The 12684-nt window shown below is 72.8% G+C and carries 12 protein-coding genes; 5 read left to right on the top strand and 7 right to left on the bottom strand.

All coding sequences use genetic code 11. The features are described 5' to 3' along the window. The first annotated feature begins 11 nt into the window (after positions 1–11). From ACQP0T_RS07810 to ACQP0T_RS07820, 3 genes are all read left to right on the top strand, one after another. Positions 12–3047 carry a bifunctional [glutamine synthetase] adenylyltransferase/[glutamine synthetase]-adenylyl-L-tyrosine phosphorylase gene (locus tag ACQP0T_RS07810; protein ID WP_433871961.1) on the top strand — a complete coding sequence of 1012 codons (3036 nt, stop codon included), beginning with the start codon at positions 12–14 and terminating at the stop codon, positions 3045–3047. A gap of 96 nt (positions 3048–3143) precedes the next feature. Next, positions 3144–3707 carry a dihydrofolate reductase family protein gene (locus ACQP0T_RS07815; RefSeq protein WP_433871962.1) on the top strand — a complete coding sequence of 188 codons (564 nt, stop codon included), beginning with the start codon at positions 3144–3146 and terminating at the stop codon, positions 3705–3707. 115 nt (positions 3708–3822) lie between these two features. Continuing rightward, entirely contained in the window at positions 3823–4689 is an 867-nt protein-coding gene (locus tag ACQP0T_RS07820; protein ID WP_433871963.1) for an SMP-30/gluconolactonase/LRE family protein, read from the top strand. Positions 4690–4735: 46 nt separating this feature from the next. Here the strand turns inward: ACQP0T_RS07820 and ACQP0T_RS07825 are convergent, their stop codons facing one another. Then, the gene (locus ACQP0T_RS07825) at positions 4736–5569 is read right to left on the bottom strand and encodes a PhzF family phenazine biosynthesis protein (protein ID WP_433871964.1); all 834 of its coding nucleotides are present in this window, start codon (positions 5567–5569) and stop codon (positions 4736–4738) included. A gap of 104 nt (positions 5570–5673) precedes the next feature. Further along, positions 5674–7098, bottom strand: a complete 1425-nt coding sequence (gene glnA / locus ACQP0T_RS07830; RefSeq protein WP_433871965.1) for a type I glutamate--ammonia ligase — start codon at positions 7096–7098, stop codon at positions 5674–5676. Positions 7099–7300: 202 nt separating this feature from the next. Here glnA and ACQP0T_RS07835 point away from each other — a divergent pair, with 202 nt between their 5' ends. Both ACQP0T_RS07835 and ACQP0T_RS07840 read left to right on the top strand, forming a co-directional pair. Continuing rightward, on the top strand, positions 7301–7606 hold the full coding sequence (locus tag ACQP0T_RS07835; protein ID WP_433871966.1) for a hypothetical protein: 306 nt from the start codon (positions 7301–7303) through the stop codon (positions 7604–7606). Beyond that, a complete protein-coding gene (locus tag ACQP0T_RS07840; RefSeq protein ID WP_433871967.1) occupies positions 7603–7770 on the top strand; it encodes a hypothetical protein in 168 nt (55 codons plus the stop codon). Before ACQP0T_RS07835 ends, ACQP0T_RS07840 begins: the two co-directional genes overlap by 4 nt. A gap of 124 nt (positions 7771–7894) precedes the next feature. Here the strand turns inward: ACQP0T_RS07840 and ACQP0T_RS07845 are convergent, their stop codons facing one another. The 5 genes from ACQP0T_RS07845 to ACQP0T_RS07865 form a co-directional block, all read right to left on the bottom strand. Further along, positions 7895–8626 carry a DUF4191 domain-containing protein gene (locus tag ACQP0T_RS07845; protein WP_345365072.1) on the bottom strand — a complete coding sequence of 244 codons (732 nt, stop codon included), beginning with the start codon at positions 8624–8626 and terminating at the stop codon, positions 7895–7897. A gap of 129 nt (positions 8627–8755) precedes the next feature. Continuing rightward, complete coding sequence (gene lipA / locus ACQP0T_RS07850; RefSeq protein WP_345365074.1) at positions 8756–9757, bottom strand: lipoyl synthase; 1002 nt, start codon at positions 9755–9757, stop codon at positions 8756–8758. An 81-nt stretch (positions 9758–9838) separates the two neighbouring features. Then, a complete protein-coding gene (locus ACQP0T_RS07855; protein WP_433871968.1) occupies positions 9839–10768 on the bottom strand; it encodes an oxidoreductase in 930 nt (309 codons plus the stop codon). Positions 10769–10830: 62 nt separating this feature from the next. Further along, positions 10831–11481 carry a response regulator gene (locus ACQP0T_RS07860; RefSeq protein WP_433871969.1) on the bottom strand — a complete coding sequence of 217 codons (651 nt, stop codon included), beginning with the start codon at positions 11479–11481 and terminating at the stop codon, positions 10831–10833. Then, positions 11478–12599, bottom strand: a complete 1122-nt coding sequence (locus ACQP0T_RS07865; protein WP_433871970.1) for a sensor histidine kinase — start codon at positions 12597–12599, stop codon at positions 11478–11480. Before ACQP0T_RS07865 ends, ACQP0T_RS07860 begins: the two co-directional genes overlap by 4 nt. Positions 12600–12684 lie beyond the last annotated feature (85 nt).

Genomic DNA, 12684 nt, shown 5'->3' on the forward strand with positions numbered 1-12684 from the left:
ACGGTTCGAGCATGGCCAACACGTCGCGGTCGGGTTCGACGCCCTCTCCGGCGCGGTTCGGGTTCAGCGATGCCGGGCGCGCCGAGGAGCAGTTGCGGGCGGCCGGCTGGTGGTCGGACTCCGGTCCGGTGGCCGAGCCGGTGGTGGCGGCGTTGTCGCGGGCACCCGATCCGGACCTGGCGCTGCACTCCCTGGACCGGCTCCGCGAAGCGGTCGGCCCGGCGTGGTCGGAGCTGTCCGGGCTGCTCGCCGAGGACGTGGGTCTGCGCGGGCGGTTGTTCGCCGTGCTCGGCACCTCCACGACGTTCGCCGACCACTTGGTCGCCCATCCCGAGGACTGGCGGCGGTTGTGCTCGGACCGCTTCCGGGAGCGGACCCTCGACGGGTACACCTCGGTGCTGCTCGACGCGGTGCACGCCGACCGGGCCGACGGCGCTCCCGGAACCCCGGCGGGTCCCGTCGCCACCGTGTGCGGGACCGAGGCGGTCAGCGCGCTGCGCGGTGCCTACCGGGGGTTGCTGCTGGAGATCGCCGGCCGCGATGTCGGTCGGGTGGTCGAGCCCGCGCTGCCCACCGCCGCCTACGAGCAGGTCGCCGCCGCGCTGTCCGATGCGGCGGTCGCGGCGCTGCGCGCGGCGCTGGCGGTGGCCGTCGCCGAGTCCGGGTTCGGCGAGGACGACCCGTTCCCCCGGCTCGCGGTGATCGCGATGGGCAAGTGCGGCGGCTGCGAGCTCAACTACGTCAGCGACGTCGACGTCGTGTTCGTCGCCGAGACCGAGGACGACCTCGGCGCGGCGACCCGGCTGGCCAGCCTGCTGATGCGCATCGCGGGCGCGTCGTTCTTCGAGATCGACGCGGCGCTGCGGCCGGAGGGCAAGGCCGGTGCTCTGGTGCGCACCCTGGACGGGCACCTGAACTACTTCCGCCGCTGGGCGCGGACCTGGGAGTTCCAGGCATTGCTCAAGGCCCGCCCGGTGGCCGGTGACGAAGACCTCGGCGCGCGCTACCACGCCGCGGTGCAGCCGCTGGTGTGGACGGCGGGGGAGCGCGAGGGCTTCGTCGGTGACGTGCAGGCGATGCGGCGTCGGGTCGAGGACCACGTGCCGGCCGACATCGCCGAGCGGGAGCTCAAGCTCGGTCGCGGTGGGCTGCGCGACGTGGAGTTCGCGGTGCAGCTCCTGCAGATGGTGCACGGGCGCAGCGACGAGTCGCTGCGGCAGGCCCCGACGTTGGAGGCGCTGCTGGCGCTGGGCGACGGCGGCTACGTGGCGCGGGCCGACGCCGCCGACCTCGTCGACTCCTACTGCTTCCTGCGGCGCCTGGAACACCGCCTGCAGCTCCAGAAGTTGCGCCGCACCCACCTGTTCCCGGACTTCGACGACGCCGAGGTGCTGCACGTGGTGGCCCGTGCGCTCGGCCTGCGCTCCAGCGGGCGCACTTCGGCGGGGCAGGCGCTCGTCGCGGAGTTCCGCAGGCACCTCAACCGGGTGCGGCGGCTGCACGAGAAGCTGTTCTACCGACCGCTGCTGGAAGCCGTCGCCAAGGTGCCCACCGAAGCGCTGCGGTTGACCACGCGGGCCGCGACCGAACGGCTCGCCGCGCTCGGCTTCCTCTCGCCCGAAGGCGCGCTGCGGCACATCCAGTCGCTCACCTCCGGCATGTCCCGGCGCGCCAGCATCCAGGGCACCTTGCTGCCGATGCTGCTCGACCTGCTGGCCACCACCCCGGACCCGGACGGCGGTCTGCTCGCCTACCGCAAGGTGTCCGAGGCGTTGGCCGAAACCCCCTGGTACCTGCGGCTGTTGCGGGACGAGGGCGTGGTCGCCGAACGGCTCGCGCTGCTGCTGGGCACCGCCAAGCTGGTGCCGGAGCTGCTGGTGCGGGCGCCGGAGGTGCTCCGCCTGCTCTCCGACACCCCGGCGCTGGCCGAGCGCGACCAGGAGGAGGCCGCGACGTCGTTGCGCAGCGCGGTGGGCCGCTATTCCGACCCGGGACGGGCCGCCGCCGCGGCGCGGTCATTGCGCCGCCACGAGCTGCTCCGCATCGCCTGCGCCGACCTGCTCGGGCTGATGGAGCCGACCGAGGTGTTCCGGGGCCTGTCGAACATCTGGGCCGCGGTGCTGGAATCCGCGCTGGACGTGTCGATGCGGACGATCGCGGCCCAGCACGGCGGGCCGCCGCCGGCCCGGATCGCGGTGATCGGGATGGGGCGGCTCGGCGGCGGTGAGCTCGGCTACGGGTCCGATGCCGACGTGCTGTTCGTGTGCGAGCCGACCGAGGACGCCGACGAGCAGCTCGCCGTCCGGTACGCGACGGCGGTCGTCGAGCAGGTGCGGCGGTTGCTCGGGGCGCCGAGCCAGGACCCGCCGCTGGAGGTGGACATCGACCTGCGCCCGGAGGGGCGGCAGGGCCCGCTGGTGCGCACGCTGGACTCCTACCTCACCTACTACGACCGGTGGGGCGAGGTGTGGGAGGCGCAGGCGCTGCTGCGGGCCCGCCCGGTCGCCGGGGACCGGGAGCTCGGCGAGCGGTTCCGCACCGCGATCGACCCGGTGCGCTACCCGGTGGGCGGCTTGGACGAGGACAAGGTGCGGGAGATCCGCCGGATCAAGGCCCGGGTGGATTCCGAGCGGTTGCCGCGCGGCGCCGATCCGGCGACCCACACCAAGCTCGGGCGCGGCGGGCTCGCCGACGTGGAGTGGACCTTGCAGCTCCTCCAGCTCCGCCACGCCCACGACCTGCCCGCGCTGCGCACCCCGTCGACGGTCGAGGGCCTGCGGGTCGCGGCCGAGGCGGGGTTGCTCGACGAGCAGGACGCCGCGGAGCTCACCGAGGCGTGGACGCTGGCGATGCGGGTGCGCAACGCCGTGATGCTGGTCCGGGGCAAACCCGACGACCAGCTCCCGAAGAAGGTCCGCGAGCTCTCCGCGGTGGGGGCGGCGCTCGGCTACCCGCAGGGCGTGGATTCCGGCGCGGTCGTCGACGACTACCTGCGCGTCACCCGGCACGCCCGGTCGGTGGTGGAGCGGGTCTTCTACGAGTTCTGAGCCTGCGGCGCGGGCGATCGGCGGGGTTCTGTCGGTCCTCGGTGGAGAATGGTCACTCCGGGAAGGCAGCCGGGCATCGATCGTCGAGGAGGACGCGTGGGGAAGGTCGGCTGGGGATTCACCTGTTCCATCGACGGCTTCATCACCGGGCCGGATCACGACATGAGCTGGCTGTCCACCGCGGAACCGCTGGCGGAGGGCACCGTGGAGCGGATGGCGGGAGACGTCGCCGTGATCATCTCCGGTCGGGCGGGCTACGACGCGGCCAAGGCGCAGCAGGACGAGCGGGACGAGACGACGTCGGCGGCCTACGGCGGCGCGTGGTCCGGGACCGAGTTCATCCTCACCCACCGGCCGGAGGAGATCGCCGAGGACCCGACCATCGTGGCGCTGAACTGCGACGTCGTGGAGGCGATCCGTCGCGCCCGGGAGATCGCCGGGGACCGGGACGTGCAGATCATCAGCGCCGACATCGCCCGTCAGGCGCTCGAGCACGACCTCATCGACGAGCTGCAGATCTTCGTCGCCCCGGTGTTCCTCGGCGATGGCACCCGCATCTTCGACGTCGCCGGCGGGCGGCGGATCGACTGGGAGCTGGTCGACATCTTCGAGGACAGCCCGCGGAGCTTCGGGCGCACCTACCGCCCGAGGCGGCGCTAACCGACGTCGCTGCTGCGCACGGCCCTGCTGGTGACCCACTCGGCGGTCCCGGGCCGCCGGTGGGCGGACGTAGCCTGCTGGCACTGGACAGGCGCGTCGGCGATGGGGTGCGGAAGTGTCCGAGGACTTCGAACTGCTCGTGGACCGGCAGGCGCTGCTCGGCACGTCCCCGCTGTGGCTCTCAGCGCTGAACTGCGTGCACTGGGTCGACGTGCTGCGCCGGGAACTGCACACCTACCACCGCGACTCGGAGTTCGACGAGGTGCGCGTGCTGCCCGAGGCGGTCGCCGGGGTGGGCGCCACCCGGCACGGCCAACTGGTGGCGGCGGGCGACCGGGGTTTTGCGCGGGTGCACCTCGCGCGGGCCGCGTTGGAGCTGGTGGTGCAGGTCCGCGGTGGGGACCGGATGAACGGCGGGTCGTGCGATCCGGCGGGCCGCTTCGTGGGCGGCACCCTCTCGCACGGCTCCGAGGCGTCCGCCGGTGCGCTGTACGTGCTCGATGGGGAGCGGGCCCGCCTGCTGGTGGACGCGCTGAGCCGCTGCGGCGGGATCGCGTGGAGCCCGGACGGGGCCCGGATGTACGTGGTGGACAGCGCGCAGCGCACCATCTGGACCTACGACTACGACGTCGACCGGGCCCGCGCCACGGCGGGACGCCAGTGGGTCGTGTGCACCGAGGCGGAGGGCAGCCCGGAGGGTCTCGCGGTGGACGCCGACGGCTGCGTGTGGGTGGCGATGCACTGGAGCGGCCGGATCCACCGCTATGCTCCCAACGGCGACCTGGAGACGGTGCTGTGGGCGCCGACCCGGCGCATCACCGACGTGGCCTTCGGCGGATCGCGGCTGGAGGAGATGTACGTGACCTCGGCCTGCTTCGGCTACGACGAGCGCGCCCTGGCCGCCGACCCGCTCGCCGGTTCACTGCTGCGGTTCCGCCCGGGCACCGCGGGCACCCCCGTCCCGCCCTGGCGCGGCATCTGAGGTCTTCACCCGGAAGGGATCCGGGTTCCGGTGCGGGCGCGTGGGGTTACAGGGTGGCGTGGCCGGTGAGGACGTCGAGGGTGCCGCCGCCGACCCAGATCGTCCCGTCGTCGTCGGTGGAGACGTGGACCCGGCCGCCGCGGCCGAGCGCGGTGCCCTGGCGGGCGAGGTAGGGGGCGGTGGCGCGGCCGGTGCGCAGCAGCCAGTCGGCGACGGAGGCGTTGAGGCTGCCGGTGACCGGGTCCTCGACGGCGGTGCCGCCGACCGGGAAGAAGCCGCGCACCTCGAACGCCTCGGGGGAACCGGGCGGGTGCGGGCCGACCACGCCGATCTTGAGGTCGAGCGGGCCGGCGGGGCGGACCGCGAGCACCGCTTCGGCGTCGGCGAGCAGCACGGCGACCCAGCCGGGGCCGTTGTCCACCCACTGCGCGTCGACGACCTCGGTGCGGTCGAGGCCCAGCGCCGCGGTGACGCGGTCGAGGTCGGCCTCGTCGACGTCGCCGCCGCGCACCAGCGGTGGGGCGGCGAAGGCGAGACCGGCGCCGGTGCGGCGCACGTCGACCAGCCCGGCCGCGCACTCCTGGACCACGACGTCGCGCTTCTCCCCGGCGGTGTCCAGCCACGCGTGGCAGGTGCCCAGGGTCGGGTGACCGGCGAACGGCAGCTCGCCCGCCGGGGTGAAGATCCGCACCCGGTAGTCGGCGTCGGATCTCGTCGGCGGCAGCACGAAGGTCGTCTCGGAGAGGTTGGTCCAGCGCGCGAAGCGCTGCATCTCGTCGGTGCCGAGGTCCTCGGCGTCCAGCACGACCGCGACCGGGTTGCCCAGGCAGGGCACCTCGGTGAAGACGTCGACCTGGCGGAATTCCCGAACGCGCGCCATGCCGATCAGCTTAGCGGTTCCGGCGAAGGGGGCGTCGTCGCAGGCCGGCGGCAACGACGAGGGCCCGCCGCTCCTCGCAAGCGGCGGGCCCTCGTGCGCGGCGATCACACGTCGAAGTACAGCGAGAACTCGTGCGGGTGCGGGCGGAGGCGGATCGGGTCGATCTCGTCCTCGCGCTTCAGCCGGATCCAGGTCTCGATCAGGTCCGGGGTGAACACGCCGCCCTCGAGGAGGAAGTCGTGGTCGTTCTCCAGGTTGTCGATGACCGCCGCCAGGTTGTCCGGCACCTGCGGGACATTCTTGGCCTCTTCCGGCGGGAGCTCGTAGAGGTCCTTGTCGATCGGCTCGGCCGGCTCGATCTTGTTCTTGATGCCGTCCAGACCGGCCATCATCATCGCGGCGAACGCCAGGTACGGGTTGCCGGACGGGTCCGGGCAGCGGAACTCGACGCGCTTGGCCTTCGCATTCGCCCCGGTGATCGGGATCCGCATGCAGGCCGACCGGTTGCGCTGCGAGTACACCAGGTTCACCGGCGCCTCGTAGCCCGGCACCAGGCGGTGGTAGGAGTTCACCGTCGGGTTGGTGAAGGCCAGCAGGCTCGGCGCGTGGTGCAGGATGCCGCCGATGTAGTGCCGCGCGGTGTCCGACAGCCCGGCGTAGCCGGTCTCGTCGTAGAACAGCGGGCTGCCGTCCTTCCACAGCGACATGTGGCTGTGCATGCCGGAACCGTTGTCGCCGAACAGCGGCTTGGGCATGAAGGTCGCGGTGCGGCCGTCCTCCCACGCGGTGTTCTTGATGATGTACTTGAACAGCTGCAGGTCGTCGGCCGCGTGCAGCAGCGTGTTGAACTTGTAGTTGATCTCGGCCTGGCCGCCGGTGCCGACCTCGTGGTGGGCCCGCTCGATGGTGAAGCCGGCGGCGGTCAGCTCGGTGACCATCTTGTCGCGCAGGTCGGCGAAGTGGTCGTAGGGCGAGACCGGGAAGTAGCCGCCCTTCATCCGGGTCTTGTAGCCGCGGTTGCCGCCCTCCTCGTCGCGGCCGGTGTTCCACCAGCCCTCGACGGAGTCGACCTCGGCGAAGCTCTTGTTCGGGCCCTCGCCGAACTTCACCGAGTCGAAGATGTAGAACTCGGCCTCGGCGCCGAAGAACGCGGTGTCGGCGATGCCGGACTCGGCCAGGTACTGCTCGGCCTTGCGCGCGATGTTGCGCGGGTCGCGGCTGTAGGGCTCCAACGTGAACGGGTCGTGCACGAAGAAGTTCAGGATCAGCGTCTTCTCGGCCCGGTACGGGTCGATGCGGGCGGTGTAGGGGTCGGGCAGCAGCAGCATGTCCGACTCGTGGATCGACTGGAAGCCGCGCACGGAGGAACCGTCGAAGGCCAGACCCTCGGTGAAGGAGTCCTGGTCGAACGCCGCGGCGGGCACGGTGAAGTGCTGCATGACGCCCGGCAGGTCGCAGAACCGGACATCGACGAACTTCACGTCCTCGTCGGCGATGAAGCGCAGCACCTCGTCTGGATTCTTGAACACCCTCGGTGGCTCCTATCATGCTTTCGACAGCTCACCGACGCCCCGCACGCGTTCCGCCGGCTCGGCACCGAACGTTATGTCACGGGTGTTGCCCGGCCATCACCTCGGTGTTTCGCAGAGGTTAACGGCCACCTGTTCAGGTGGTTGCCCTGGTGCACTCCGGTCGAGTATGGGGGCTGCCGCAGGACGTACCCTGGGTGATGTGCGACGAGCGATGGGTTCCTGGTTGGACGGCCCCAAGGCGGCGTTGAACAACGCCCGGGAACAGGCGGCCGACGAACGGCCGCAGTGGCGGGGCGAACGGCTGGGCCTGCCCGAGGACGGCCCCGGCGCGGCGGCGTCCCCGGGACGGCGCGGGTCGGCCTTCCTGATCGACATCGTGCTCGCGGCCCTCATCACCGGCGCTTTCACCGCGCCCGAGTTCCCCGGCGACTGGAGCCTGCTGACCTGGGCGCTGCTCACCGTGCTGCCGGTGAGCTTCTTCGGCGCCACCCCGGCATGGCGATGACCCGGATCTGGGTGGCGCGGGTCGACGGCCGCTCGATGGTCGGTCCGGTGCGCGCCGTGCTGCGCTGCGCCCTGACCCTGGTGATCATCCCGGCCGTGGTGTGGAACTTCGACGGGCGGTCCTGGCACGACCGGTGGACCGGCACCATCGTGCTGCAACGCTAGGCGCCGCGGACCGCCTCCGGACGACCGCCCGCACGGCGTCCGCGCGAGGAGGCCGCCGCCTGGCGCGAGCCCGGACAGCAGTTCGCCGCCTGCCGGTCGGCAGGCGGCGAAGGTAGCGGATCGGTCAGCGGGCCTTGCGCATCGAGCGCTGCACGTTGCGCATCTTGGCGCCCTGCGGCATCGGTCCCTTCGGCATGGCGTTGCCCCGGGAGCTGGCCAGGGCCGCGAGGCGGTTCTCCAGCGCGTGCATCTGACCGGTGTTGATGTTGCGGGGCAACTTCATCAGGTGGGTCTGGAGCTTGCGCAGCGGGACCTGGTTCTCCTCGTTGCCGACCACGATCTCGTAGATCGGGGTGTCGCCCACCAGGCGGGAGACCCGCTTCTTCTCCTGGGCCAGGAGCGACTTGACCCGACCGGGGGAGCCCTCGGCGACCAGCACGATGCCCGGTCGGCCGATCAGCCGGTGGACGGCGTCGAGCTGCGCCGTCCCCGCGACGGCCTGGGTGAGCACCCAGCGCCCGCGCAGGTTGTCCAGCGCCCAGCCCGCCGCGCCCGGCTGGCCCTCGGCCTTGCGGTAGACCGTCGCCTGCACCCGGCGCCCGAACACGATCACCGCGCCGAGCAGGCCGAAGGCCAGCCCGACGGGCAGGAACACCCAGTGCAGCCCCCAGATCATGCCCAGCAGGAAGACCACGACGGTCACGCCGACGAACGTGCCCAGCATCAGCGGCAGGAGGAGCTTGTCCTCCTTGCGCTGGAGCTGGAACGCTTCGAAGATCTGCTTGATCCGGCCCCGGGACGCCCGGCGCCGTTCCTTGGCCGCCTGCTTCTTGGCGGCCTTGTCCTGCTTGGCCATGACTTCCAGGATACGGCCGTGCTTCGAGCGGGTGCAGGCGCGGTCGTCGGCCGTGACCGAGACGTGAGAACTCGTCCCCGCCGCGCCTCCGAGCCGAGGTCGGCCCGGAGGCGCCGCAGGGGTCGGTGCTCAGCGGGAGAGCAGGCTGCTCGCCTCCTGCGCGGCGGTGCCCGCCTGCGCCAGGTGCGCCAGGTTCTCCGGCAGCGGCATCCCGCGGTGGGTGGTCGCCTTGGCGTACAGCCGCCCGGCGCGGTAGCTGGAGCGCACCAGCGGTCCGGCCATCACGCCCGGGAAGCCGATCTCCTCGGCCGCGGTGGTGTGCTCGACGAACTCCTCCGGCTTGACCCAGCGGTCCACCGGGTGGTGCCGGGGGCTCGGCCGCAGGTACTGGGTGATGGTGATGATGTCGCAGCCCGCGTCGTGCAGGTCCTGCAGCGCCGGGCGCACCTCGTCGGGGGTCTCGCCCATGCCCAGGATCAGGTTGGACTTGGTGACCAGCCCGGCCGCGCGGGCCTCCGAGATGACCTTCAACGACCGGTCGTAGCGGAACGCCGGGCGCATCCGCTTGAACACCCGGGGCACCGTCTCCAGGTTGTGCGCGAGCACCTCCGGCCGCGAGTCGAACACCTCGGCGAGCTGGTCCGGCTCGGCGTTGAAGTCCGGGATGAGCAGCTCGACGCCGGTCCCGGGGTTCATCGCGTGGATCCGCCGGACCGTCTCGGCGTAGAGCCAGGCACCGCCGTCGGGCAGGTCGTCCCGGGCCACGCCGGTCACCGTGGAGTAGCGCAGGCCCATCGCCTGCACCGACTCGGCGACCCGGCGCGGCTCCTCGGTGTCGAGCTCGGGGGGTTTGCCGGTGTCGATGTTGCAGAAGTCGCAACGCCGGGTGCACTGGTCACCGCCGATGAGGAAGGTGGCCTCGCGGTCCTCCCAGCACTCGAAGATGTTGGGGCAACCGGCCTCTTCGCAGACGGTGTGCAGGCCCTCGCGGCGGACCAGGCCCTTGAGCTCCTTGTACTCCGGACCCATCCGCGCGCGGGTCTTGATCCACGACGGCTTCTTCTCGATCGGCGTCTGGCTGTTGCGAACCTCAAGCCGCAGCAGCTTGCGTCCCTCCGGCACCACAGTCACACCGCACAGGCTACGCCCCCGGGGCAACCGGGCCGCACCGCGCGGGCGGCGGGCCCGGCCCCCGCGCGCGCCCGCGGCGGTTCAGGCCAGGCCGGGATCGATGCCGGTGAGTTCGGCGGTGCGCTCCCACAGCCGCCGGGCGAGCTGCTCGTCGCGCGCCTTGGCGCTGGTCCGCGCCTCCTTCGGGAAACCGGTGATCTCGGCGAACCCGTCCGGGCCGTAGTACGCGCCGCCGCGGGCGTCCGGGGACGTCGCGGCGTAGAGCTGGGGCAGCACGCCGCGGTGCGCGGGCTGGGTGATCAGCCCGTTGACGAAGCCGACGACGCGCTCGGCCCCGGGGATCGAGCGCAGCCGGGCCGAATTGGTGGGCAGCTCGGTGTTGCTCATCCCGGGGTGGGCGGCGGCGCTGAGCAGGTCCAGCCCGGCGCGCTCGGCCCGCCGGTCCAGTTCCGCGGCGAACAGCAGGTTGGCCAGCTTGGCCTGGAAGTAGCCGCGCATCGGGTCGTAGCGGCGGCGCTGGAAGTTCAGGTCGTCGACGTCCAGGCTGCCGCCGTGGTGGGCCAGGCTGGAGACGGTGACGACCCGGGCCCCGGAGCGCTCCCGCAGCGCGGGCAGCAGCAGCCAGGTCAGCGCGGCGTGCCCGAGGTGGTTGGTGCCGATCTGGAGCTCGAAGCCGTCCCGCGTGGTGCGCTTCGGCGGGCCCATCACGCCCGCGTTGTTGAGCAGCACGTCGAGGCCGTCGCCGGTGCGTTCCCGGACCTCGTCGGCGGCCTTGCGCACCGACGCCAGATCGGCCAGGTCGAGCTCGACCAGCGCCGGCTCGGCGGTGGCGTCGGCGGCCACCGAGTTCAGCGCCGCGCGACCGCGCTCGGCGTCGCGGCAGGCGAGCAGCACCCGCGCACCGCTGCGGGCGAACGCCTTGGCGCTGTACCAGCCGAGGCCCGAATTGGCGCCTGTGACGAGCACGGTGCGGCCGGTCTGGTCGGGGATGTCGGCGGTTGTCCATCGCATCTTCCCGAACCTACGCGAGGGCCCGCCCGCGCTGAGCGAGCCGCGGGTTCCCGGCGCGGTGGTCAGCCCAGCAAGCCGTGCTGGAGGGCCCGCAGCACGGCCCGGGTCCGGTCCCGGACGCCGAGCTTCAGCAGCAGGCTGGAGACGTGGTTCTTCACGGTGCCCTCCGCCAGGTGCAGCGCCGCGGCGATCTCGCGGTTGGCGTAGCCGCCGGCGAGCAGGCGCAGGACCTCCCGCTCGCGTTCGGTGAGCGGTTGCGGTGCGGGCAAGTCGTCGATGCCGTCCGGTTCGGGCAGGGCCCGGGCGGCGCGCACCAGCCGTTCGGTGAGCGCGGGCTGCACCAGCGTGCCCCCCGAGGCCAGGGTGCGGATCGCATCCACCAGCTGCTCCAGCGTCACGTCCTTGAGCAGGAAGCCCCGGGCACCCGCGCGCAGCGCCCGCAACGCCAGCTCGTCGTCGTCGAAGGTGGTGAGCACGAGGGTCGGCGGCGGTGCCCCGCCCTCGGCGAGCGCGGTGAGCGCGGAGAGGCCGTCGCGGCCGGGCATCCGCAGGTCGAGCAGCAGGACGTCCGGCGGGTCGGCGGCGACCAGGGCCAGCGCCCCGTCGCCGTCGCCGGCCTCGCCGGAGACCTCGATGTCGTCGGCGAGCTCCAGCAGGCCCCGGATGCCGTGCCGGACCAGCGTCTGGTCGTCGACGATCGCCACCCGGATCACGAGGCGGGCACCGCCGCGTCGACCCGGAAGCCGGAGCGGGTGTCGAACCGGACGTGCCCGCCCAGCGACTCGATCCGCTCCCGCAACCCGGTCAGCCCGTTGCCCAGCCGCAGCACCGGGGTGCCGAGCCCGTCATCGCGGGCGCTGAGCGTGATCGCCCCGGACTCGTCGGTGCCGATCCGGATCCACAGGTTGTCCGCTTCGGAGTGCCGGATGGCGTTGGTGACGACCTCCTGCGCGCACCGGATCAGCGCCGCCGCGCTCGCCTCGTCCGGCGCCACCGAATCGGCCACCTCCAGGTGGACCCGGGGGTGCGGCAGGTCCGCGACGATCTCGCGCAGCGCCCGGTCCAGCCGCTGCGGGGTGCCGCGCAGCTCGCCGACCGCGGTGCGGACGTCGCCGAGGAGGTCCCGGGCCACCGCCCGGGCCCGCGCCACGTGCGCGTCGGCGGGTGGCGCGCTGCGGTGCGCGGCGATCTCCAGCTCCAGCACCAGCGCGGTGAGCTGGTGGCCCACCAGGTCGTGCAGCTCGCGGGCGATGCGCAGCCGCTCGGTCGCCCGGCTCGACTCGGCCAGCAGCGCGGTCGCCGCCCGCAGTTCGGTGTGCGCCACCGCGAGGCGCCGCCGGTGCTCGGCCTCCCGCCGGTTGCTCCACACCATCCACACCGAACAGGCCTGCAGCACCAGGTAGATCAGCGCGAGCACCACCATCTCGCCGGGCGCGGCCCCGGCCATCCCGACGGCCACCGCGATCACGCCGCCGTTGCCGAGCAGCAGGGGCGCGACGACCCGAACCGACGCCAGCTCGGCGGCCAGCGCGGTGACGAACACCAGCAGGATCGGCAGGAAACCGCCGCGCGGGGCCAGCAGCACCACCCCGGCGGCGGTGAGCTCCAGCGGGATCAGCAGGTACCGGGCGTCCAGCCGGGGCACCAGGTGACCGAGGAAGCACAGCGCCAGCAGCGCGGGGAAGCAGCCGTAGCAGAGCCACCACAGCCACTCCGGTCCGGCGATGACGTCCGAGCCGCCCAGCGACGCGGTGCCGACCGGGATTCCGATGAGCACGCTCACCAGCAGCAGGCCCGCCGCTCCCCAGATCTCCAGCCGCCATCCCGCCACGGCGGCAGCCTAGCCGCCGCGGGCCCGCGCCGACCGTGCCGGAAGTCATGGCGCGGCCGACGACTTCCGGCACCCGCGGCGGTCC

This window comes from Saccharopolyspora sp. CA-218241, assembly GCF_050954615.1.
GTDB classification, from domain to species: domain Bacteria; phylum Actinomycetota; class Actinomycetes; order Mycobacteriales; family Pseudonocardiaceae; genus Saccharopolyspora; species Saccharopolyspora cebuensis.